At 52.0% G+C, this 24,818-nt stretch carries 15 protein-coding genes; 9 read left to right on the forward strand and 6 right to left on the reverse strand.

What is annotated here, in order from left to right; genetic code table 11:
* Both L1N82_RS00035 and L1N82_RS00040 read right to left on the reverse strand, forming a co-directional pair.
* Positions 1 to 1,344, reverse strand: a 1,344-nt coding sequence (locus tag L1N82_RS00035) for an acid phosphatase (RefSeq protein ID WP_235285288.1), incomplete at its 3' end; no start/stop codon positions are given.
* Between the two features lie 58 nt (positions 1,345 to 1,402).
* Positions 1,403 to 2,752 carry a jacalin-like lectin gene (locus L1N82_RS00040; RefSeq protein ID WP_235285289.1) on the reverse strand — a complete coding sequence of 450 codons (1,350 nt, stop codon included), beginning with the start codon at positions 2,750 to 2,752 and terminating at the stop codon, positions 1,403 to 1,405.
* 293 nt (positions 2,753 to 3,045) lie between these two features.
* On the opposite strand from L1N82_RS00040, the gene L1N82_RS00045 reads away from it, so the two are divergent.
* Together L1N82_RS00045 and L1N82_RS00050 are read left to right on the forward strand one after the other, a co-directional pair.
* A complete protein-coding gene (locus L1N82_RS00045; RefSeq protein ID WP_235285290.1) occupies positions 3,046 to 5,373 on the forward strand; it encodes an AraC family transcriptional regulator in 2,328 nt (775 codons plus the stop codon).
* A 29-nt stretch (positions 5,374 to 5,402) separates the two neighbouring features.
* Positions 5,403 to 7,019 (forward strand): extracellular solute-binding protein, encoded by a 1,617-nt coding sequence (locus tag L1N82_RS00050; protein WP_235285291.1) that lies wholly within the window; start codon positions 5,403 to 5,405, stop codon positions 7,017 to 7,019.
* 99 nt (positions 7,020 to 7,118) lie between these two features.
* Here L1N82_RS00050 and L1N82_RS00055 read toward each other — a convergent pair whose 3' ends face one another.
* Together L1N82_RS00055 and L1N82_RS00060 are read right to left on the reverse strand one after the other, a co-directional pair.
* Complete coding sequence (locus tag L1N82_RS00055; RefSeq protein WP_328284408.1) at positions 7,119 to 10,157, reverse strand: S-layer homology domain-containing protein; 3,039 nt, start codon at positions 10,155 to 10,157, stop codon at positions 7,119 to 7,121.
* A 268-nt stretch (positions 10,158 to 10,425) separates the two neighbouring features.
* Positions 10,426 to 11,583: a hypothetical protein gene (locus tag L1N82_RS00060; protein ID WP_235285293.1), complete on the reverse strand. Its 1,158-nt coding sequence runs from the start codon at positions 11,581 to 11,583 to the stop codon at positions 10,426 to 10,428.
* A 361-nt stretch (positions 11,584 to 11,944) separates the two neighbouring features.
* Here L1N82_RS00060 and L1N82_RS00065 point away from each other — a divergent pair, with 361 nt between their 5' ends.
* A complete protein-coding gene (locus L1N82_RS00065) occupies positions 11,945 to 13,543 on the forward strand; it encodes a xylulokinase (protein WP_235285294.1) in 1,599 nt (532 codons plus the stop codon).
* Positions 13,544 to 13,878: 335 nt separating this feature from the next.
* Here L1N82_RS00065 and L1N82_RS00070 read toward each other — a convergent pair whose 3' ends face one another.
* Complete coding sequence (locus L1N82_RS00070) at positions 13,879 to 14,328, reverse strand: GNAT family N-acetyltransferase (protein WP_235285295.1); 450 nt, start codon at positions 14,326 to 14,328, stop codon at positions 13,879 to 13,881.
* Between the two features lie 192 nt (positions 14,329 to 14,520).
* On the opposite strand from L1N82_RS00070, the gene L1N82_RS00075 reads away from it, so the two are divergent.
* On the forward strand, positions 14,521 to 16,770 hold the full coding sequence (locus L1N82_RS00075; RefSeq protein WP_235285296.1) for a helix-turn-helix domain-containing protein: 2,250 nt from the start codon (positions 14,521 to 14,523) through the stop codon (positions 16,768 to 16,770).
* Between the two features lie 32 nt (positions 16,771 to 16,802).
* Here the strand turns inward: L1N82_RS00075 and L1N82_RS00080 are convergent, their stop codons facing one another.
* Entirely contained in the window at positions 16,803 to 17,687 is an 885-nt protein-coding gene (locus L1N82_RS00080; RefSeq protein ID WP_235285297.1) for a carbohydrate ABC transporter permease, read from the reverse strand.
* A 393-nt stretch (positions 17,688 to 18,080) separates the two neighbouring features.
* Between L1N82_RS00080 and L1N82_RS00085 the strand changes: the two genes are divergently transcribed.
* From L1N82_RS00085 to L1N82_RS00105, 5 genes are all read left to right on the forward strand, one after another.
* Complete coding sequence (locus tag L1N82_RS00085) at positions 18,081 to 18,938, forward strand: ABC transporter permease (protein WP_235285476.1); 858 nt, start codon at positions 18,081 to 18,083, stop codon at positions 18,936 to 18,938.
* Positions 18,939 to 18,993: 55 nt separating this feature from the next.
* The gene (locus L1N82_RS00090; RefSeq protein WP_235285298.1) at positions 18,994 to 20,505 is read left to right on the forward strand and encodes an extracellular solute-binding protein; all 1,512 of its coding nucleotides are present in this window, start codon (positions 18,994 to 18,996) and stop codon (positions 20,503 to 20,505) included.
* Between the two features lie 100 nt (positions 20,506 to 20,605).
* A complete protein-coding gene (locus tag L1N82_RS00095; RefSeq protein WP_235285299.1) occupies positions 20,606 to 21,724 on the forward strand; it encodes a glycoside hydrolase family 88/105 protein in 1,119 nt (372 codons plus the stop codon).
* A complete protein-coding gene (locus tag L1N82_RS00100) occupies positions 21,702 to 23,135 on the forward strand; it encodes a glycoside hydrolase family 28 protein (protein WP_235285300.1) in 1,434 nt (477 codons plus the stop codon). The genes L1N82_RS00095 and L1N82_RS00100 overlap by 23 nt, the downstream gene beginning before the upstream one ends.
* A 40-nt stretch (positions 23,136 to 23,175) precedes the next feature.
* A complete protein-coding gene (locus tag L1N82_RS00105) occupies positions 23,176 to 24,759 on the forward strand; it encodes a glycoside hydrolase family 43 protein (RefSeq protein WP_235285301.1) in 1,584 nt (527 codons plus the stop codon).
* The last annotated feature ends 59 nt before the right edge of the window (positions 24,760 to 24,818 follow it).

Below are 24,818 nucleotides of genomic sequence, written 5' to 3' on the forward strand. Positions count from 1 at the left end.
CGAGATATCGTTGCGCCAGCGGTCGAGTGCGTGGAAGCCGCCCTTGTCAGCGTCCATCGTCACGGTAACATCGCTGTTGAATGCACCGTAGCCGTCTGCGGCCGCGAACAGGTTCAGGCGTCCCCAGCCCTCTGGATCATCCAGTACCGGATAACCGGAAGGCAGGCCGGTCGTAGCCAGAACGGCACGGCGCTGCTCACCGTCCAGGTAAGGCAGACGGGTTTCGATCAGCACCTCTGCGCCCTTTGGCACAACCATCGGCTTGTTCGTCGGGTTAATCTGCTTGAATCCGTAAGTCAGACGCTCCATATACTGGGCTTTGTTCTTCTCGTAATCACTGAAGCGGTCTTCCGCTGTACCGTTCTGTCTCAGCAGGACATTATGGGCCTGGTCGTAGGCTGCCTTCTTAAGCTCGGCATTCTCCGGATCATTCAGCGCGGCTGCCGCCAGGGCTGTTGCCATGACACGGCCGCCGATAACATCCAGCGGAGAGTGCATGCCGGCTACAATCCGGCTGTTGCCCATCTCGGAAGCGCGGGTCACCATTTCCTGGTAGCGCTCAGGTACTGCATAAGCCAGTGCCAGCGAAGCGAGATACGAAGCGTTCGTATGTCCGCTTGGGAAGCCGCCGTCCTTCTCAGGAGTCATGCTTCTGACAGGATAGAGAGTCGGCGTGATGATTTCTTCGCCAGCCCAGCGCCATGGACGCTTGTACTGGTAGTAACCTTTGGCCGGGTTTGTGGAAGCGTAATTGCCGCGCACCTTGCCGATCAGGTCGACCATCTTGCCAAGCTCGGAGTTCGAGTCGCCGCCTTTATTGCCGTTGGGATTGTTGTCACTGTATTTTACCGAAGTAGCATCCGCCGGAATGTCGGTGATTGTGGTGGCCGTTCCCGACAGCGAGCGGTATACGTCCGCCAAAGCACCAAGGCCCTCGGTCGCACCGTAGGTCTGGTTTCTACGGTCATCGTAGTAAGCTCTCTCTTCATCCTCAGCTGTGCGGGTTTTGGACAGATCCACTACATATTGAATGTTGTAGTCCAGCACCTCGCTGTTCAGTATCGTTCCGTTATCCCAGGAATCGCCAGGCGTCCATAGTTCATGGAAACCGGACAGTACGCCGATGGCAGGGTTGGAATAGACCGAATTGTTAACCGAATTATTGTTCTTGTAAGAGTCGACAAAGTGACCCCATGCCGGTTCAGAAGGCTGATAGACAGCTGATGTTACCGAGGGTACTGCGTCAATTGGTTCGGCTGCCGCTGAACTGGAGTAATTGACGGGGAAAGTACCCAGGAGCAGGGATAAGGATAGTGCTACGGATAAGTTCTTCTTGATTTTCATGTTCAGATAACTTCCTCTCTGTTGTGAAAGTCGTTACGGATCTTGCAGGTTAGTCTGATTACAGCTTCTTGTAGACAACTCCAAGCTTGTCAATGTTCGCGCCTGCACGTCCGAAGAAGCCTGCTATGTAGCTGCCGGACGGCGCAGTCAGTGTGGTTGAGGTCCCGCTCTTCGTTCCGGCGGCGACCTTGCGGCCTTGGTTCGTAGTCAACTCCAGGTAGAAAATTCTGCTTCCTCCGTTGTACGTATTCTGGTAAATAAGCGCACTGGTGAAATATTCGCCGCTGGCAAGCGTAAGAGCAGCTGCAGTTCCGCCGGTTCCGCCGCTTGCCAGTACCGTTCCGTTCGCATAGGTCATCGATACGGCGTCAAGCCGGCTTGCGCCTCTTAGCGTGACAGAGACAGGTCTGGATGTCGCCGGGGCTGAGCTTCCAAGGAAGTTGAAGGCCGTACCTCCGTCTCCTCCCGCAAGGTCGCTGTAGGTCAAGCTGGTATGGGTGGAGTAGGAGAAGTTCGTGCTGATGGCATAATGGTCAGATAGCTGATGGCCGGTAGAGTCGGTAAAGTACGTGTTCTCCACCTTGTAGGTATTCGCCTGAAGGAATACACCAGCACCGCTTCTGTAGAAAATCTTGTCTACAACCTCGTTGTTCGGACTTGTATCTCCCGGGGTGCCGACCAGTGCCGGAGCACCCATAGACGGGTAACTGCCGCCTCTGATCTTCTCGATCCAGGCGTCCTTCATCCCAAGTCTGTCAACGAACAGGCTCTTCAGATTATCCTCCGACCTGGTGTATCTGCAGTTGGTATCCCCGAATACGATGACCGCATGGCCTTGTGAATTCGCTTCGATGTAAGCTGCGAGCTGGCTCAGGTTATCGCGCCTTGCTTCATTCGACTTCTCATCCACATTCGCATCGGCATGCAGATTGTAGACGTCGATGTAAACCCCCTCTGCGACCTTGACTTGCACGTAGGTAAATCCCTTGGGTGTCAATTCATCTGCTCCGTTGTCAATAAAGCCGTGCCTCTTGTTCCAGGTCACCCTCTTCAGATCATGAATCGGGTAGTTAGACAAGGTGTTCAGGCCGCTGCCGAACCCGGCGCCGCCAGAGGTAGGCGTGCGGTACGGGTGGTTGTCATTGGCATACAGCGCAGCATGATAGTTGAAGTCCTCCTGCACATTGACGATTTCATACGGAGCAAGCTTGGCGCCGATCATGGGTGTGTATTTCTCCGGATCCGCACTGCTTGACAGGAATGCCGGCAGCCCTCCTATGTTATAGGTCAATACATCGAAGCTGCCTGCTGCTGCACTTGCCGGCTTTGTGAAAGGGCCCGCGATTCCGAATGGAATCAGGAGCGTCACAGCCAGCATGGAAATCAGCAGTTTCCTACGTTTCGTCATTTGTTCTCCTCACCTTCTTCATACCAGATTTGACTACGCCTAGAACGTAACATCCGGCAGGAAGGCGCCTCAATAGAACAATTTCCTCATGATATAAAAATCGTACGCACTAGCTATGTCCATGCGGATTGCGGTTCTGAAGAAGGGTCTAATGACAAGCTCCTAGACCGGGAGATAGAGTGCTGCGATATGAGTTCCATTCCCGCCCATCCGTGGTGTTAAGTTTTAGTTAAGGCCATAAACTTGTCCAACTCATGCTGTATAATGTGGAATTGGAAGGAGGGGAGGATACTATGAAGAAGCTGAGCTCTGTGTTTACGAGTCTTGCCGTTTCATATATGACGATCGTTCTCGTCATCGTTCTCTTGCTCTGCTCGATCTTCTATATCTATCTGCCCCGAAACTATAATGAAGAAATCCGCAGCAAGAATCAGATGATGCTGAAGAACGCAGCCCATACAATTGAATCCGCCGTCTTTGACCGGGTTAATAAAATCTATTTGGATATTACGCTGCGGAAGACGACAAATGCCGACTTATTTACGAAGGGTCCGCACGGGGGGCAGTCCAGTACCATTATCGACATACAGGAATCGCTTAAGCAGGAGGTTATCAACAATTCCGATCTTGTCCACGCCATACATCTGTATTATCCGCGGTCGCACGCGATGATCTCGTCGCTGTATGGTCTGCAGTATGAGGTTTCTCCGGGCAGTGAAGCATTCCAGACGTTCGACTGGATCGACAGCATGCAAAATAACAGTACGAGCTATCTGTGGACCGTCCCGCGTATGGTGCCAAAGGATATTTATGCCGGCGAGTCGAGCAATAACAGGAAGGTTCCGCTGATAACTTATGCACACAGCTATCCCTTTAATTCAACTGGCGAAGCATGTGACCTGATGATCGGGATTGACCTGAAAGAATCGGCTTTCAGCACAATAATTGAACGAATGATCCCTGCTGAATACGGAGGCACGTTCCTGATTGATGCGAACGGGGTCATTATCTCGGCTGCGGACAAATCTATGCTGGGGACCAAGGCCAGTCAGACGGCTTATTCCAGGACGATTCTCGCATCTGAGGCACCGGCGCAGAGCTTCAACGTGAAGATCGATGACGTTTCCTATGTCATATCCGATCATAAGCTTCAATCCAATGGGTGGAAAATCTATAATGTGATCCGGGAAAATAACTTCTACCAGAAATCGCTTGATCTGCAGAAGGTTATTTTATTCATCTGCTTAATTGCCATCCTTATAGGCATCGGGCTTTCCGGTGTCTTCACTGTAGTCAGCTATCAGCCGGTGAAGCGGTTAATGAGCAAAATCAAAGGCCTGTTCGACGATCCTGCCGAAGCCAGGCACAACAACGAGTACAAGCTAATTGACACGGCCATTCACCAGCTGACGGACAAATTAAGCAGCCTGGAGGAGACCCTACAGGCCAATAAGCCGGTAATCAAGCATAATGTAGTGCTTAATATGCTGCGGGGGAGCTACAGCGTTGAAGAATTGGAAGAGCAGCTGTTATCGATTGATTTGTCACTGGACTATGCTCATTACTGCTGTCTGGTAATCGATCCGGTCAGTAAAGCCTTTAAGGAACTGGACTCCAAGACGAATCAATATGCCGTATACAAGCTGATTAATCTTTTGGAGGCAGCGGGCTTTGAAGACACATGCTTGATCGCTGAAGAGCTTCCGGACCGCAAAATTGTCGTTATCGTATGCGCGAACCAACCCGAAGATTCCCTGCTTGCAGCTATAGCTGATCTGGCTCTGACGGAAGTGAGAACCCATTTTGATCTGAATTTAAAAATCGGGATCGGCTTGTGGGTGAATGAATGCATAGAGGTACATCGAAGCTTTGTCGCAGCACAGACCCTGGTCAAATATGGCTATCTGTTCCCTGTAGCTTCGATTCTACAAGAATTCAGCCTGCTGAACAGGGAGCACAGCAATCAGGAAATACCGCAGTCCTTGCTTGTGAAGTTTAAGGAAAAGCTTCAGGCGAGAAGTCTAGAGGGTGTCGCGGGTGCAATTGAGAATGTGCTTGGAGAAATGACAGGCGGCATGTATTCGGCTGACCACTGCCAATTTGTTCTCATGAACATGATATCGATTTACTCCGATTTTCTGAAGAAAGTGAAATTTAAGCAATCCGGACAGTTCAAGATCGATTTATATAAGCAGTACAATTCCGTCTATGATATTAACGGGTTCCGGGAATGGCTGTTGCAATCTATAACCGAGTGTTACAGCCATATGGAAAAGCGCAGTGACGAGCGGGCGGCTGACAGCATAGAGGATGTTAAAGACTATATCTGCTCACATCTGGCAGATGACCTGTCCCTCGATGCGGTTGCGGCGAAGGTATACATAAGCCCGAAGTACTTAAGCAAGATCTTCAAGGAAGAGACCGGAATCAGTTATACGGAATTCGTAACACAGAAGCGCATGGAGAAAGCGGTGGAGCTTATGAACAATGACAGTCTGACGATTGAACAGATCGCAGGCAGTGTCGGGTATGCTACAACAGCCTACTTCATCAAGAAATTTAAAGAAATCAACGGATGTACGCCGAAAAATTATGTCCGGACCATGCTGAAGCAGGGCTGAATGAATATGTTAGAGGAAAGGTTACGGTTATGAACGATTATGGAAATCGCCGGCTTGCTCTTCTCCTCCTTGTGATGCTGTTCACCCTCAGTGCCTGCGGAACCGCAGAGGATATGGATGCAACGGACAGGGAATCTAATGAATTGGAGTCACTTACGCAGGACAAGCGGTACACCATCACCTGGACGATGCATCTTAATGAGGCTGTTCCCGAAAATGCTGAGATGCTTCAATATATTGAAGAGAAGTTCAATGTCGATTTTGATATCTGGAATCTTGAAAATAATAATTACGAAGCGCTCCTTGACCTTAAGCTGGCGCAAGGCGAGATACCGGATCTCTTCCGTATCCGGCAGTCGCATGATCTCCTGAAGTACCGGAACCAGAATGTCCTGGCCGAAATCCCAGGCGGTATGCTGGAGGAATATGCGCCTAACATCATAGAGTCCATTAATACCCATGCGCCGGGGTATATGGAGTACGGGAAGATTGAGGGCCGCCATTACGGGATTCCGGTTGTGAATCAGACGAATAGGTACCGGGTTCCGGTTGTATACAGGGAGGACTGGCTGAATAAGCTTGGGCTTAAGCCTCCTGAAACGCTGGAGGAGCTAGAGAGGGTGGTGTACGCATTTGCCCATGACGACCCGGACGGTAACGGGAAGGACGATACCTATGGACTCTCGATCGAAGGGATGAATGTCATATTCGGAGCGTTTGGGCAGATGGTGTTCACCGAGCAGCTATATTTTGCAGAGAAGGATAACGTTCTTGTTATTGGGGCGTTGGAACCGGAGATGAAGGAGGCGCTTCAATATCTGCAGAAGTGGTACCAGGATGGGGTCATAGATCCTGAATTCGTCACCGGCGAGAATAAGGGGGGATACAAGCATCTGTCCCATGCCTTTATCAATGGCCGGATCGGAATGACCTCCATGGGCAATTATTACCATTGGGTACAGGCTGGAGATTATTCGGTTTATAACGAGAAAGGCGAAGAGGTTCCTGTGGAAGCTTCCTTTAATGCTATGGAGCTGACGAGGAAGAACAGCCAGGCAAGGATCGTCTTTGGTAAGCCTGTAACCGGTCCCGGCGGCAAGAGCGGTTCGAAGGCCTATGATAAGCTGATGAGCTTCACTGCAATTGGCGCGAATGCAGCGGAGGAACCAGGGAAGATGGCCAAGATATTGGAGATTCTTGATTACGTGAGTGCGAATCCCAATCTAGAAGAGAGAATGACGATGAGATACGGGATGAGGGGGAAGCACTGGGAGTGGGCGGGACAGTCCAAGGATGACGTGGTCACATTGCCGCCGTACAATAAGCAGGTTAATTATACGAATCGTATCGGCGCTAATATCGGGATGCTTGTTCCCGGCATGCCTGAGGCTCGGAGAGAGCAGTGGGCCTCGACGCTTGGGCTTGATGAGCATGGCATATACAATGCGCTGAAGGTATCCGTACCTTCGTTGATCCAGAGCAGCCCGGAGCTGATACCGCTCCGAAATAAAGCCTATATCTCCATCATTTCTGGGGATAAGCCAGTTTCTTATTTTGATGTCTTTGTTAAGGAATTTATGAAAGCTGGCGGCGAGCAGGTGCTTAAGGAGGCCAATGACTGGTACCGGAGCCATTCGGGCGGCTGATAAGCGAATGAAATAAAACCTTCATTAATACCCTGGTTGATATCCAGGGTAATTAATGAAGGTTTTTAGCTGTTTACGCCGCGCCGTATCCGGGCTGAATTACTGCTTAACCATGCCTTGCAGCAGCACCGTCAGCATCTTCGCGGCTTCCGCTCTCGTTGCACCGCCCTGAGGGTCGAATTGCTGATTGCCTTTACCGCTAATGATGCCTGCTGCATACAGGTCTCGGACCGCATCCACCGCCCATGCGCTGATGCGCTGTTGATCGGCAAAGCTGGCAGCGCCTGCGCCGGCAGGCAGGGTGTAGCCGCTCATAGAGGCAAGCCGCGCCAGCATGACGCACATTTCCTCACGGCTGATCCGGTCATATGGCCGGAATTGATTGTTAGCGCCGCCTTTGACGATTTCGTTCTCAGCCGCCCAAGCGACATAAGGCATGAACCAGCTGCCAGCTTTGACGTCTGTAAAAGTTGAACCGGAATAATCCGATACATCGGCATTGACGAGACCTGCCAGCATTTTGGCAAATTCGGCTCGTGTAATATTGGCATTAGGTGTGAATTTGCCGTCACCCGAGCCGGATACGATACCGCGTGCAGCCAGGTAAATGATATTGCTGCCAGCCCAATGCGCGGAAGTGTCGCTGAAGCTGGTTTTGTTATAGCTGACAGCATAAGTGCCTGGATGGTCGGTTACAACATACAGCTGTCCATCCCGCTGGTTATAGTCCGATTGAGGGATGATATGAAGCTTGCCGTTAGAATCGACATAGCTGATGACCAGCGTGCTGCTGTCTTCACCCTGCACAGGCTGGTACGGGATGCCAATCTTAATGCTGCTGCCGCCAAAGGAGGTGATGGCATCGGCTCCGGATTGGATTGTAAACTCCAAGGCCGGTCTAGTACTGATGAGAAGCTTGGCATCAGCTGGGTATGCCGCTGTGCTTGCTGCAGCCATCTTGATCCGGATCGTATCGCCCGAAGCGTTCCCCAGATTGTTCAATACGGCTTTGTTCAGCGTCATGCTGCCGGCGTGGCTTGCAATGACCACGTATGCAGCTTTGCTGCCTGCCAGCTTGCTGACCGCTTCTTTGGTAAGGGCCAGCTCTATAACATTTGCCTTCACAGCTGCTTCGATCTTAATCTCCGCCGTTCCGTTTGCTCCAGTCAGTGCATCGACCTTGCCAAGCAGATCATTCAGAAGGGAAGCTTGCAGCTCAGCAGCCGCTCTTCCATTCGAGTCTGTCTCTGCAGCTATCGAGATGCTTGCCTTCTGCTGGATGCTTGTGCTTGGCGGGGTGTTGTCCGCAGGGGTGGCTGGAGACGGGGTATTGTTTGTTCCGTTCATAACCAGCTGGATGCGGTCGTCCTGGTAGCTGACCTTCACTTTGTACTGTTTAGGCAAGCCTGTCGTCGTGACGGAGTCGAATTGACCTGTCCGGCGGCCCTTGCCGTGAGTCAAGATCGTGATCACACTGCCTTCAGCAGGCACGTAATGATCTGTAAAATTCACATGCAATTTGCCGTCAGCCTTTACTGCACCCTTGACTTCAATCACATCATCGGCACGGCCAACGTTCAGCTCAAGTGTAGTGCCTTCAGCTTGCAGGTAGCTGCCGCCAATGGACAGCTTTCCGTCAACCTGCTCGATCAGGGTGCCTCCCTGAACGGTAACATTGCCGGTACCGAAGGCAGTCGCGGATTCGCCCATAAGCTTGCCTGCTTTAAGCAGTGTGCCGCCGGAGTAGGTATTGCTGCCCTGCAGCACTAGTGTACCCGATCCCTCCTTGGTCAGCTTGCCGGTACCGGAGATATCGTTGCGCCAGCGGTCGAGCGCATGGAAGCTGCCTTTGCGGGCATCCATTGTAACGGTAACATCGCTGTTGAAAGCGCCGTATCCGTCCGCGGCCGCGAAGAGATTCAGCCGGCCCCAGCCTTCCGGATCATCGAGCGCCGGATAGCCGGAAGGGAGGCCTGTCGTAGCCAGAACGGCCCGGCGCTGCTGGTCATCCAGGTACGGCAGGCGGGTTTCCAGCAGCACTTCTGCACCCTTAGGCACGACCATTGGCTTGTTCGCCGGTTTAATCGGTCCAAACCCGTAGGTCAGGCGCTCCATGTACGCTGCTTTGTTCTTCTCATAATCACTGAACCGGTCTTCTGCTGTACCCGTCTCCGTGAGCAGGTTTGCGCGGGCCTGCTTATAAGCCGCCTCCTTCAAGGATGCATTAGCCGGGTCAGCCAGTGTTGCCGCCGCCAATGCTGTACCCAGAACCCTGCCTCCCATAATATCAAGCGGAGAATGAACACCGGCTCTAATCCGGCTCTCGCCTATCTCTGAAGCCTTCACCAGCATTTCCTGGTAACGTTCGGGTACGGCATAAGCCATTGCGAAGGCGCCGAGATAGGCGATGTTGACACGCCCGCTCGGGAATCCTCCATCCTTTTCTGGCTTCTCGCTGAGAGAGGATAATAGTGTAGGCACGACAATATCCGTACTGGTCCAGCGGAACGGCTTAGCATAGCTGTAGAAGCTTTTGGCCGGGCTTGTGGATGAATACTTGCCTTCCAGCGTTTTGACCAGTGACACCATTTTGCCCAGCTCAGATTCCGGGTCGCCAGGGTTTACTCCTTCATCATTGTAGAGCACCTTACCGGCATCAGCCGGGATGTTAAGGATCGTTGTCGTGACCCCCGCTTTGGCACGGTACACATCGGTCAGTGAACCCAGACCCTCGGCAAGGCCATAGTTTTGTTTGCGGCGGTCATCGTAGTAGGCCATCTCTTCATCGGCCGGAGTCCGGTTAGCGGCAATCTCCACAGCCTTTTGAATGTTGGCGTCAAGCACGCTGCCGTTCAGCTTAACGCCGCTCTCCCAGGTGTCTCCAGGCTTCCAGAGCTCCAGGAATGGGGAGAGCACGCCGATAGCAGGGTTGGATTCGACCGTACTGTTAGCTGTTATGTTATTTTTGTACGTGTCAACAAAATGTCCCCACGCAGGCTTAGGCGGCAGAGCGACATTTGCTGATGAAGATACCGATCCCGAGGCGGCCGTTCCCGCCGCGCTTGCCGGATTCCCCGGGAAAGAGCCCAGAAGCAAGGATATGGTTAGTGCAATGGATAAGTTGCGTTTGAAATTCATGTTCAGATAGCTTCCTCTCTGTTCGTTTGTCTTCATAACGGGAACTTGCGGCAGCTTCCTTCTCCAGCCCCAATGCTCCGTTTTGTATCATTGTATTATAGTCTAACATGCGGGCCAAAACGCCTCAATACAGCAAGAGCGGGAGCTTACAAAAATCATACTTTCTGCATGGTGTTTTGTCGTATAATGCTAACTAACTGGTACAAAATGACTATTAGGATAATGAGATAGCGGAAGATGGATCTATGCCGTAAAGAGCCTGTTCATTCTATTCCGGCTGCTCAGGCGTTTGAATGGGTGTATGAGAAGGAGGGGGTGGGCTATAGTCACTCTGCCGAACGGTGAGCAGATGGCCGGTATAGTTCCAGGATACGGTCTGGTCTGTTGTGGCGGCGGTACCGAAGTAGAAATCACCGCCGATTTCCTCGAAGGACATGGCGTAGGTCTCATATTTAAATCGGAATAGCTCCTGCCACTCGGTAAAGTCGGTTGTCTTGTATACGAGCATGGTATAGTAGCGGTCAGGGTATTTGACGTAGGTTAGAATATACGTGGCATCTGGGCGAGTCAGAATATCTACGGGAACAGCGCCCAATTGCGGGAAAGTGATTTTGCTTGCTTCATTGATCCCGGTCGCCAGAAAAATACCCTGAGGGTCAATCTGATGATCATTATAGGGTTCTCCAGCAATGTACATCATCCCTGCGGTTACCTGTGTAATCCGGTCCATCTTGGTGAACGGCCAATAATTAAACCGGAAATTCGGGAACATCAGTTCACCATATACCCGAACGGAGGCCGTGTTTAAATACGGCGAGATCTCCAGTACATTCTGATACGCATGTCCTGCTACGAGCAGTCCGGCTGCGTATAAGTTTCCGCCGAGAATAAACAGGGAATAGGCACGGTTGCCGTAGCTGTCGATGGTGCCAAGGATGCGCCAGGTCAATCCGTTATCCTCAGAGACGACAACGGTAGGCTGGTTACCTGTCCCAAGTGCAGCAAACAGTTTGTTCTCATAGATGATCATATCGTAAACATGAGCGGCGCCTGGTATTGTCTGATATTTAAACCACCTGTTGTTCTCAAGTCTGTAGAAGCTTCCGGTATACCCCGGTTCCCTAGCATCATGTCCCGGAATAACGAGATTGCCGTCAAGTATTAGAAATTTATCAATCTGCTGCTCATCGGCGACATTTCGAATCTGGCCGCTGAGCTTGTTAATTATAGTGTTAGCGGTGAAAAAGCGATTCTCCGCGGGTACATATCCGATAATGCTGCATGGACCGGCATTTGGCATAGGGAACGAATTGGAGCTGTTGCCATGTCCGATGTACAGGCGATTCTCAAAAGCTTGTAAATCCCATACATTCGCAGCGTAACCTATCTTGGGCGTTCGTTTGCCGAGAAAATTAGCTTCTATCATCGTTTAAATGCCTCCTTTCTGTAATTGTGAAGAGAAGGGTTGTCTTGGTTTCATCCTATGCCACCTAACGGGTATTGGTTTGGATTTTATGGAATAGTAAGATTGTGGCGGTTTAAGCAACCGTGGTTCTGCCCTTTTCTGAGCAGCAAGTCAATCAAGCAGAAAATCTGCTTGGCAGGGTTTGGGATTCTGCCGATTATTTCTCCGAAAAGGAATTAGGCAGAGCTCACACCTACAAGCACGAATATTTTTCAATTTTCCTGCCAATTATTCTATGGTATGATAAGTTCTATAAGTTCTATTAACGTTAATTGATTAACCGTATTAAAAACTATAACATTCGTATGATGGAGGAAGATGCATGAGTTTTGATGTGAAAGAAGCCATCCAAAGCGGCAAGACAGTACTGGGGATTGAACTTGGTTCTACCCGGATTAAAGCGGTTCTTATTGGTGAAGATCACACCGCAATCGCTTCCGGCAGCCATGACTGGGAAAACAGCTATGTGAACAATATCTGGACCTATAGCCTTGAAGACATTTGGAAGGGCATTCAAGACAGCTACCAGAAGATGGCCAGCGATGTGAAGCAGCAGTATGGCGTTACGCTGCAATCTATCGGCGCAATCGGCTTCAGCGGCATGATGCATGGTTATATGGCTTTTGACAAAGCCGGTGAGCTGCTGGTTCCTTTCCGCACATGGAGAAACAATATTACTGAGCAAGCTTCCGAGGAATTGACGGAGCTGTTCAACTACCACATCCCTCAGCGCTGGAGCATTGCACATCTTTACCAGGCGATTCTGAACGGGGAAGAGCATGTTGCGAACATCAGCTTCCAGACCACCTTGGCAGGATATATCCACTGGAAACTGACCGGCCAAAAGGTTTTGGGTGTCGGCGAAGCATCCGGTGTATTCCCGATTGATATTCATACGAAATCCTATAACGCTGCAATGATTAAGCAATTCAACGAATTAATTGCCTCCAAGAATCTCCCTTGGAAGCTTGAGGATATTCTTCCTGCCGTTCTGTCCGCTGGTGAAAACGCTGGCAGTCTTACGGAAGAAGGAGCAAGGCTGCTGGATGTTTCCGGAGAGCTCAAGGCCGGTATCCCGCTTTGCCCGCCTGAAGGCGATGCAGGAACGGGTATGGTTGCAACGAACAGCATAGCGAAGCGTACCGGTAATGTATCGGCCGGCACCTCCGTATTTGCAATGGTTGTCCTGGAGAAGGAATTGTCCAAGGCTTACGGTGAGATCGACCTCGTGACAACACCTACCGGCAACCTGGTGGCTATGGCACATTCCAACAACTGCTCCTCTGACCTGAACGCGTGGGTTGGCTTGTTCGAGGAATTTGGCAAGGCTATGGGCCTGAATGTAGATATGAACACGCTCTATGGAACACTATACAACCTGGCGCTTCAGGGCGATCCGGATTGCGGCGGCTTGCTGGCATACGGCTATCTCTCGGGCGAGCATATGACTCATTTTGAGGAAGGGCGGCCGCTGTTTGTTCGCTCCTCCGACAGCAACTTTAATCTGGCAAACTTTATGCGAGTCCACTTGTCTACCGCACTCGGCGCGCTGAAGATCGGCATGGATATTCTGCTCAAGCAGGAGAATGTCAAGCTGGACGAAATTCTCGGTCACGGCGGCTTGTTTAAGACCAAGGGTGTAGGACAGCGCATCATGGCTGCTGCGCTTAATGTTCCGGTTTCCGTTATGGAAACGGCGGGAGAGGGCGGTGCATGGGGCATTGCCCTGCTGGCATCCTATATGATCAACAAGTCCGGCAATGAAACGCTGGAAGAGTATCTGAACGAAAAGGTATTCGCCGGCCAGACCGGTGAGACCATCGCTCCTGAGCCGAAGGATGTAGAAGGCTTTGAAGTATTCATGGACCGCTATAAGAGAGGACTTGCGATCGAGAGAGCAGCGGTCGATCATCTGAAGTAAGACCATGGCTAACGGATAAGAACGAATTCAGGAAGCGCTCCATAACCGGAAATTTACAAGTAAGACCACTGTCTGCGGACAGTGGTCTTTTTTTTAGTTTGAGCTTCTTCTTTGTGCAGCATGCACGATCATACCTCGGCAGTGGTTTGTTTCGTATGGTATTCACTTGGGGCGGAATTTAGAAGCGATAGACCTTCCCGCGTCATTAAGAGGTCTGCAAAGCCGCAATCGCCCTCATAAAGCAGCACCTCCCCAGCACAAAGCGCAGGCGTCCTAGGAAGGCCGCCTGCTTGCCACTGCGCCATACGTAGACGCTTATCATTATCAGTCTTTATTCAGCTTAGCTGCACAAGCATATTAATATGCGGGATGCCGTCTTCGAGGTACGGCTCGGAGGTTGTCTTGAAGCCGAAGGATTGATAGAAGCCCTCCAGATGTGCCTGCGCCGATATGCGTACCGCCTGTTCATTCAGTTCATGGCGGACATAATGAAGTGCCTTCCCGACCAGCTCTGAGGCGATTCCCTTCTTCCTATACTGCTCTGCTACAAGGACTCTTCCGAGTGATGCCTCTGTGTACGAAATGCCAGCCGGCAGGATGCGAAGATAGGCGATGATGCGCCCGGTTTCGTCGGACTGGTACAGATGGTAGGATGCGAGATCCTTCCCGTCCACCTCTTGATATGGACAGTTCTGTTCCACGACGAATACCTTGGTCCTCTCCTGCAGGATATGGTACAGCTCTGATTTGGTCAGGTCGTCATAATGCTTGATTTTCCAGGTCAACGTGTATCACTACTTCCCTTCTTGTAAGCTTCTACCTACCGATGATGATACCTGAAAAACACATGAATCAAAAGACTGCAGGTCTCTATATTCCCATTAATATACTAAGTAAGCAATTCCATTGGTAGATATAGGGCGGATGATGCTATACTAAATCTGTGTCTTACAAAAACATTCACAGGGAGCCAGATGATGAAGAAAAGCAAAACCTTCTACAATATGTTCATTCCTATCCTCCTTCTCAGTATGGTGCTTGTATTCAGCTTTGGCAGCTACATCTACTATGCCACGATCGGTTCGGTAGTTGAACGCATCAGTGACAGCCAGAAGGGCTTGATTACACAGATCCGGAATACGATGGAGCAGAAGATACAATCGATAGAATACGCCTTCAACACATACAGCACCACCAAATCCTTCAGGGACGTGATTCAGAGTCCTATGACGGCGGACAATTTTGAAGCTTACCGGGAGCTTAATACCCAGCTGAACTACATAGCCAGCATGAGCCTGGAGGGCATTCAGTATTCCCTGATCAGCCTTGAGGAGAACTGGAGCATCCGCAACGGATCACTGTCACGGCTGACGGAAGAGGAACAGAGAGAGATATACCGCAGCTATATTGAGGATGATAAGGAGGGACTGTTGTGGATGAAAACGGATCACGGCCTCCGTTTTGTGCAAGCGCTTCCCATGTACTCAAAGGTGAAAAAGGCACTGGCTATGTCAGATATATCGCGCCAGACGCTGGATCGTACCCTGCACACGAAGCCGGACGCCTCCGTCTTCATCCTGAACAAGCAGGGGGAGCTGCTCTATGCCGCAAGCAGCGGCGGTGATGCTCTCTCGCATGGCCAAATCCGGCAGATTAGCGAGCGGGCTGCAGAAGCCGGAATGCCGCAAACCGGGGAATTGGAGCTGCAGGGGGAGGAAGCCGGAACGGTTACCGCCATTTATGCCAAGTCCGCCTATAACAACTGGATTTATGTCACGCTGCTGGATGAGCAGGAGGTGAGCGGGGCATTAGCCGCGACTCGCATCGGCTTGGTCGTAATGGGCGTTGTCATTATGCTGCTGATTGTCATTGCCGCCTATGTTCTGTCTCTCTATCTCGCCAAGCCACTGCGCAAAATTCAGAGCAGGCTGGCCGGTAGCGAGGAGCCGATGCAGAAGGATGAGGTGGACTGGATTATCCGGTCGATCGATTCGATCGTGACGGAGAAGGAAAGTCTGGAGAACCTGATGGAGCTGGAAAAGCCCAAGCTGGAGACCCAGTTTATGCTGAATCTGCTGCATAACCGGCTTAACCGGGCAGAAGCGGAGCGAAGCATGGAGAGGTTCGGTTATGCGGCTGGTGAGGATACCTTGTTCGCCGTTATGCTCTTTCAGCTGGACAGCTATGGAGACAGGCAGCCTTCGGATAAGGATGTGCTGCTGCTTACGGTCAATAAGCTGGTGCAGGAGATGGTGCCGCCATCCGGAAGAATGCTTCCTGTGGTGCTGAATGAGAGGACACAGGCGACTGTACTGATTTTCACGAAGGATAGTGCGCACCATGCTCAGAAGCAGATCCTTCAGTATGCCAAGGCTGTAATCAAGGCAACGCGCGAGAGCTGGAAGTTCTCTGTCAGCGCAGGCATCAGCAGCTTGTACGGCGATATTCTAAGCAGTAAGGAAGCCTGTGAAATGAGCCTCCAAGCCCTGCACCAGAGGCTGAAGCTTGGCAAGGAATCGGTCATATTCTTCGATGACATTTCGACCGACATGCAGGGACCGGTGCTGATGCATTATCCCGCAGAGCTGGAGGCGAAGCTGTTTGATGCGATCAGGCTGGGAGACGAGCAGGAGATATCACGCTACCTGTATCCCATGCTCGCCAATATGATGAAGCACAGCAGGCATCCGGTAAACCTGGAGGTGAACCTGATCCGCTTCGTGAACAACCTGATTCAGCTGGAGCAGCTAATCGGGGCGGAGGTGCTGCTTACACCGAATAACGCGGACCTGTACCACCGGCTGCTGAATACCCGTAACCCCGAGGAGATTGAGCGTATCCTTGTGGAAGAGGTCATTCAGCCGATGGTCAGAACAATGAGAGAGCGAACCAACCAGCAGTTCCGGTCCATAGCGGACAAAATCGCGGCCATCGTCCGCACCGAATATGATCAGGACCTGTCGCTCGATTCAATTAGCGACCGTCTTCATTATAGCCCGAACTATCTGAGCAGCATCTTCAAGAAGGAGTACGGCGTTACGTTCAGCGATTATGTGCTGAACTACCGGGTGGAGATGGCCAAGAAGTGGCTGGTCGAGACCGATATGACGATCAAGGATATCGCGGAGCGGCTGCGCTACCAGAATTCCCAGAACTTTATCCGGTCCTTCCGGAGGAAGGAATACGTGACTCCGGGCGAATACCGGAAGAAGATGAAGGCCGTGTGAGTGATGACGAGATGCTCCGCGATATTTTGATACTAGCCTTTAACAGCACCCAGCAGAGCGCCCTTCGTAAAATGCTTCTGGACGAATGGGTAGGCGATCAGCATCGGCATCGTGGCGACCACGATCACGGCCATCTTGATGGTTTGCGCTGGCGGAACGACATCAACGGAATTGCTCTCTCCGGACATGCCGCTTGCGACAATGACAATCTGGCGGAGCAGCACCTGCAGCGGCCATTTGGCCGAATCGGTAAGGTACAGGATGGCAGTCATATATGTGTTCCAGTAGGTTACAGCATAGAATAGGGACAGCGTGGCAATGGACGGGAGCGCGAGCGGCAGCATAATTTTCCACAAAATACCGAGATCGTTGGCTCCGTCTATCTTCGCCGATTCCTCCAGACTGTCCGGCAGGGCCTGGAAGAAGTTCCGCATGATGATCAGGTTAAAGGCATTGATGGCCACGGGAATAATCAGCGACCAGTAGGAATCGATCAGCCCGACAGCCTTGACGACCAGGAAGGTCGGGATCATGCCGCCGCTGAAGAGCATGGAGAACAGGACAAGAAAATTAATGAAGCTTCTTCCATACAGATACTTGCGTGATAAGCCGTAAGCCATCAGTGCCGTTAAAACCATGCTGACGAGCGTGCCCACCAGCGTCGTGCCAATCGAGACTCCGAGCCCCTTAAAGATGGTTGGCGTTGAGAAGATATAACGGTAAGCATCGAGGGAGAAGGTCGTCGGGAACAGGATGAATTTCTTCTCGACGATTTCCTGCGTGGAAGCGAATGAGCTGGCTATCACGTTCACGAAGGGCAGGAGGCAAGCGAGCGAGATAAGGAGCAGCAGCGTATAGTTGACGATATCAAAGATCCGGCTTCCGAGAGTTGCTTTCTTCAATACGGATGTTGTCATGGCATGTTTCCTCCTAAAGTAATCGTTTACATAACCACCTTAGCAAGCGGGAAGCGTTCCGTATATAATCATGTCCTATGGCATGCGTAAGTGGTCGAACAGGCAGGCAGAAGAGCAGAAGGCGGAGGATAATCCAGATCCCGGATGATAAGCATGAGCTACATGGACCCGCTTGTCCCGCCTGGCGTTCACGGCCGGCGATAGCAAATGATTATATACGTAACGGCGGAACAGCGGGTAACCTTGCCTTGTAACCACAATGCCAAGCAAGGAGGTCGACAGCCCGTGAAGGCAGCGGATGCGCCACTCGTTCCATTACAAGTCAAGCCAAAGAAGAAGAGAGAGCCGCTTCAATTATCCAAGAGTCTCAGGAAACACAAGCTGCTGTATTTAATGATTCTTCCGGGGTTCATTTACTTTGTGATCTTTAAGTACTTTCCGATGGGCGGACTGATTATTTCGTTTCAGGATTATCAGCCGTTTTTGGGGGTCTCGGAGAGCCCTTGGGTAGGGTTCAAGCACTTTGAGCGCCTATTCACCGAGCCGACGTTCGTCATGCTGCTGCGCAATACACTACTATTGTTTGCAATGGAGATTGTTTTCTTCTTCCCGCTGCCCATTCTCCTTGCCGTTATGCTTAACGAAGTCAGGCACAAGCTGTTCAAGAATTCAATCCAGACGATGATCTACATTCCGCATTTCATGTCCTGGGTCATTATTGTCTCTATTACCTACGTGTTTCTTAATGTAGACGGCGGCGTAGTGAATCAGATTCTGGAAGCGATGGGCTTGCAGAAAATCAGCTTTCTGACTTCGCCGGAATGGCTACGTCCGATGTACATCGCACAGATTATATGGAAAGAGGTCGGCTGGTCGACGATTATCTATCTGGCCGCCATAACGGTTGTCGATACGCAGCTCTATGAAGCGGCGGAGATGGATGGCGCCACCCGGCTGCGGAAGATGTGGCATGTCACCCTGCCGGCTATCCGGCCGGTCATCATCACGCTGCTGATCCTGAAGATCGGCAACACGCTTGAGCTGGGCTTCGAGCATATGTATCTGCTGCTCAACTCGCTGAACCGTGAGGTCGGGGAAATTTTCGATACGTATATCTATACAGCGGGTCTGAAGAACGGGCAGCTGAGCTTCAGTACGACAGTCGGCCTGTTCAAGGGGCTGGTCGGACTGATACTCGTTATGGCAGCGAACAGGCTGGCCAAGAAATTTGGCGAGGACGGGGTTTATTAATTTCCATCAGGCGCGTTTGCCATCAACCATTATTACGATAAAAGGGGACATGGATATGAAAAGAAGATCTTTCCGTATGATAGCGTTGACATTAGGCTGCGGGCTGCTGCTCAGTGCATGCAGCGGCAATCAAAGCGGCGGCAGCGCAGGAGAAGCTCCTGCTGCAGACGGCAAAGCGACAGTCACCTGGCTGAACATTCTGCATACGCCATCGCCTCCAACCGAAACCGTCCTGAACAAGATTGAAGAGGCGACGAATACGAATATTGAATTCTCCTGGATACCGGATGCCTCCAAAGAGGAGCGCCTGAATACATCTCTCGCATCCGACTCCCTGGCCGATATTGTAACACTGACCATTCTGGACAATTCCTCGGTTCGTAATGCCTTGAAGGCAGGGGTGTTCTGGGAAGTGGGTCCTTATCTGGATGAGTTCCCGAACCTTGCGGCAATCTCGCCGGAAATGCGCACATCGGCATCGATTGACGGCAAGCTGTACGGTGTGCCGATGCAGAAGCAGGTGGCCCGCAATGGCGTTATTATCCGCAAGGATTGGCTCGACAAGCTGGGACTTGAGGTTCCGAGAACAACGGATGAACTGATGGAAGTGGCCAAAGCGTTCACCGAGCAGGACCCCGACGGCAACGGCGTGAAGGATACGACCGGTTTTATGGACCGCAGTGATCTTGTATACGGTGCATTCAAGACGCTCAGCTCCTATTTTGGCACGCCAAGCGTATGGAGTGTCAGTGAGGACGGCAAGGTTACCCCGGAATTTGAATCGGAAGGCTATATCAAGACAATGGATTATATGAAACAGCTTTATGAAGGCGGTTACATTAACAAGGACTTTGCCGTTACCGCGAAGACCGACCAGCAGCAGAATTTCTCGCAAGGGAAAGCAGGCATCTACGTCGGTGCGCTCTTCGACAGCAAGAACCTGCTTAACGATGCGAGGGGGGTACAGGACAATATGGAGCTCGTCCTGGTGAATGATATTACGTCGACAGGCAACGAGAGCGACCGGGCAATCTGGTCGACAACCAATGGTGTGGGCGGTCTGCTCTCCTTCCCAAGATCAGAGGTGAAGGATGAGGAAGAATTGAAGAGAGTGCTGAAGTTCGTTAATGATCTGATGTCGGAGGAAGTTTATGCGCTGATGACATACGGCATTGAAGGCGTTCATTATACAGCAGACGAGAAGAAGGCTGTAACGATTACGGATACCAGCCTTTGGGAGCAGGAGGTACAGCCTCTCGCGGGCTCACGCCCGAAAGAGCCGGGATATGAGATTCATGATGCTAACCCGCTGAAGGCGGAAGCGGACCGTCTAATCCAGGAAAACACTGAATTTGCGGTGCTTAATCCAATGTTCTCCCTGGAGTCGCCGACGTTCTCTTCCCAGGGCTCGGAGCTGCAGAAGATCATCACGGATGCCACTTATAAGTATATTCTTGGGAAAATCAGCCTGGATGACTTCAAAGCAGCCGTCAGCAGCTGGAGAAAAGCAGGCGGCGACCAGATTATCGCCGAGTATGAAGCGGCGTACAAAGCGGTGAACGGCTAGCAAGCATTAAAGCCGGAGGCAGGATAACACCGGCAATCCATCAGCCATTCCGTACTGCCCTGCGGCAGGCGGAATGGTTGTTCTTACAGGAGGAACGGCTATGGAACAAGCGAAATGGGCGGATAGAACGGCGGAATCCATTATGGAGCGCACGCCGAGGCTTTATGAGGATAAGGGCTACAACGGCAAATGGTCTTATGATTACGGGGTTATCCTGAAAGGGTTTGAACGGCTGTGGAGGCTGACCGGCGACCAGCGGTATTGGCAGTACATACAGAAGAATATGGATTATTTTATCGGGGAAGACGGGTCAATTCGCGGATACAGCCCGCTAGAGTACAATATTGATCATCTGAATAACGGCAAGCTGTTGTTTGGGCTGTACCGGGAAACCGGGGAGATGAAATACAAGCAGGCGGCCGCTTTGCTGAGGAGTCAGCTGGATCACCATCCGCGCACCTCAGAGGGGGCATTCTGGCATAAGCAGATTTATCCCTATCAGATATGGCTGGACGGTCTCTACATGGGGGCTCCTTTTTATCTGGAATATACGCTCTCCTTTGAAGAGGGAAGCCAAACGGATGATGTGACAAGGCAGTTCATTCTGTGTGAGAAGCATACGAAGGACAAGAAAACCGGACTGCTCTATCATGCATGGGATGAGAAGCGCGTGCAGCCTTGGTGTGATCCGGAGACCGGCCTGTCGCCAAATTTCTGGGGCAGATCGCTGGGCTGGTATGTAATGGCGCTTGCCGATGTGCTTGAGCTGCTGCCGCGCGACCATAAGGATCGCGCCGAGCTTACGCGTATTTTTGGCGAGACGCTTACCGCGCTCCGCGGCTACCAGGATAGGGATAGCGGTGTGTGGTACCAGGTGGTCGACAAGGGGGGCAGAAAGGGCAATTATCTGGAAGCCTCCGCTACCAGCATGATCATCTATGCAATAGCAAAGGGCATGCGCCTCGGCCTGCTTGGCGGGGAATGGCAGAGCACGCTTGATTGGGCTTATGCGGGTCTGATTGCGGAATTTGTGCTGGAGACGAAGCAGGGCTGGATCAATTTGAATAAAACCTGTCAGGTGGCGGGTTTAGGCGGGGAAGAGAGGCGCGACGGCACATATGCGTATTACATCAGCGAGCCGATTATTACGAACGATCAGAAGGGACTCGGCGCCTTCCTGCTCGCCTGCACGGAATATGAATATGCGCAGCAGCGATAACACAAGCGCTGGCTATACATTAAGAGGAGGGGTGGTTGTACCCGTGTTATTTAATATAGCGGATTATGGAGCAAGGAAGAATGCACAGGGCCTTTCGACGGGCGCGATAGCGGCTGCTATAGATGCCGCGGCGGCAGCAGGAGGCGGTACCGTATATGTTCCGGCTGGCGTCTACCGCACAGGAGCAATTGTTCTGAAGAGCAATATTGAGCTGCACTTAAGTCCGGGTGCCGTGTTATCGTTCAGTGACCAGCCAGAGCACTATCCGGTAATACACTCAAGCTGGGAAGGCGTCATGCGTGAGGTGCATGTTTCCTGCATCTATGGAAGAGACCTGGAGAATGTGTCCATAACAGGAACCGGCAGGCTGGAGGGGAATGGGCAGGCGTGGTGGGATAAGCAGCGGAACCGTCCGGAAGAGCTGCAGTATCCGCGGCCCAAGCTGATCAGTCTGGAGAGCTGCCGAAGAGTGACGCTGCGGGACATAACGCTGGCCAACTCGCCAAGCTGGACCGTTCATCCGCTGCTGTGCCGGGATGTGACCATAGACAACCTGTCGATTCTGAATCCGGCGGATTCGCCCAACACGGACGGAATTAATCCCGAATCCTGTACGAATGTACGGATCAGCAGCTGTCATATTGATGTGGGAGATGACTGCATTGCCATCAAGGCCGGCACCGAGGATACAAAAGAGCGGATGCCGTGCGAGAATATTACGGTAACAGGCTGCACGATGGTTCACGGCCATGGCGGGGTGGTCATCGGCAGCGAGATGAGCGGAAGCATCCGCAATGTCGTGATTACGAACTGTGTGTTCAAACAGACGGACCGGGGCATTCGCCTCAAGTCAAGACGCGGAAGGGGCGGGATCGTCGAGGATATTCGGGTGAGCAATATAGTCATGGAGGATGTCATTTGCCCGTTCATCATGAACCTCTATTATTTCTGCGGCCCCCGCGGCAAGGACAAATATGTCTGGGACAAAAATCCTTACCCGGTTACGGAGGAGACGCCGCAGTTCCGCCGCATTCATTTTGCCAATATTACAGCCCGCGGTGTGCATGCGGCAGCCGGCTTCATCTATGGCTTGGCGGAACAATACGTATCTGAGGTTACATTCGATAACATCGACATCTCTATGGCTGAGCAGGCAGTTCCGGGACATCCCGCTATGATGTCGGGCCTGCAGGAGATGAATAACCGCGGCTTCTTCCTTGGCAATGTGAGAGATATCCGGTTCCGCGGCGTAACGGTTGAGAATCACGAGGGGCCGGCCTTCTATGTCGAAAATGGTGAAGGGATCATACTTGAACAGTGTGAATCCAGGAACACGAAGCAGACCGAGCAGCTGCTGGAGCAGGTCACGGTTTCGCCGGCGCAGCAGGACTTGAGCACGCCGCAGCGTTAACCGCTTCGGTTAAAGTGAAGGCTAGGGAGGCGGAAGATCAATGATTACAGATAGCAAAGCGGTAAATGTCATTCATAATCCGGTACTGCCCGGCTTCAATCCCGATCCTTGTATAATAAGGGTCGGAGAGATTTACTACATTGCCGTTTCATCATTTGAGTGGCTGCCTGGCATCCGGGTATACCAGTCGGATAACCTTGCGGAATGGGAGTACTGCACGGATATTTTGACAGACCAGATAGACTTGAGGGGAAACCCGAAGAATTGCAGCATCTGGGCGCCGCAGCTCAGCTTTCATGACGGGCTGTTCTACCTCCTGTATACCGATGTGAAGAGCACGAAGCGGCCGTTCAAGGACTGCCATAACTATTTAATTACCGCGTCATCCATCCATGGACCATGGTCGGAGCCCGTGTACCTGAACAGCAGCGGCTTCGACCCGTCCCTGTTCCATGACGATGACGGTCGGAAGTGGCTGCTTAATGCCCTGTGGGATTACCGGATTACAGAGGGCAATAAATCAAGCGGAATCGTTATCCAGGAGTATGACCAGACCGAGCGCCGGTTGACAGGGAAGCCCCGCAAGCTGTTTGACTGTACGCCGCTTAAGAAGACGGAGGCACCGCATATCTATAAGCGAAGCGGCTATTACTATCTGATCACGGCTGAGGGAGGAACGGGCAGTGGCCATGCTGTCACAGTAGCGCGCTCAAGCGAGCTGCTTGGCGAGTATGAAGTAGACCCTCTTAATCCGATGCTCACCTCGCGCGGCAACCCGGAGCTGGCGCTGCAGTGTGCGGGTCATGGGAGCCTCGTTGAGACTCCTTCGGGCGAATGGTATATGGCTCATCTGTGCACCCGCCCCCTGGAGGGACAGTACGCCATTCTTGGCAGGGAAACAGCACTCCAGCAGGTATACTGGAATGATGAGGGCTGGCTTCGTCTGACCGCTGGCGGAAGCTCTCCTAAAACAGAGGTTCCGCTGCCTGGAGGGGCCGCGCTGAAGGGAACAGGCAGCCTGGACTTTAGGGATGAATTTGATTGTCCGGCATTGAAGCCGCAGTGGAACACGCTCCGCATCCTGCCTGATGAAAGCTGGTGCTCGCTCAAGCAGCGTCCGGGTTACTTGAGAATCACCGCAGGCGAGTCGGTCCAGAGCTTGTTCCGCCATCATATTGCGGCCGTCCGGCAGACGAGCCCTTCGTTCCGGGCGGAAACCGCACTCGAATATGAGCCGGCGATGTATTTGCAGATGGCTGGGCTAATGCTATATCTGAATGAAGATAACTACTGGTACGCCTATGTCAGCCATGAAGAAGAATGGGGCAAGGTGCTTAGGCTGATGCGCTGCGAGCGGGATGAGTTTACGGTCGAGCCTTACCGGATCAGTGTACCCGAAGGGGGCCCGGTGCAGCTGGCGGTGGATGTCACGGGGGTTATGGGGCAGTATTATTACCGGATTCAGGCGGAGGGCGAGTGGCTGACTCTCGGCGGATCTCAGCATCTCGGTTTCCTGTCCGGCGGATTCACGGGCAATTTCATCGGTATTGCGGCCCATGACATGAACCAGTTTGGCGGGAGCTATGCCGACTTTGCCTATTTCCGGTATCAGGCAAGGGATTAGAAAGCCAGCTAAACCTAGTCACAAAGGGAGCTTTCCTTGGTAAATGCGGGTACACCCAG

It is taken from the genome of Paenibacillus tarimensis (genome assembly GCF_021532315.1).
GTDB classification, from domain to species: Bacteria; Bacillota; Bacilli; order Paenibacillales; family Paenibacillaceae; genus Paenibacillus_I; species Paenibacillus_I tarimensis.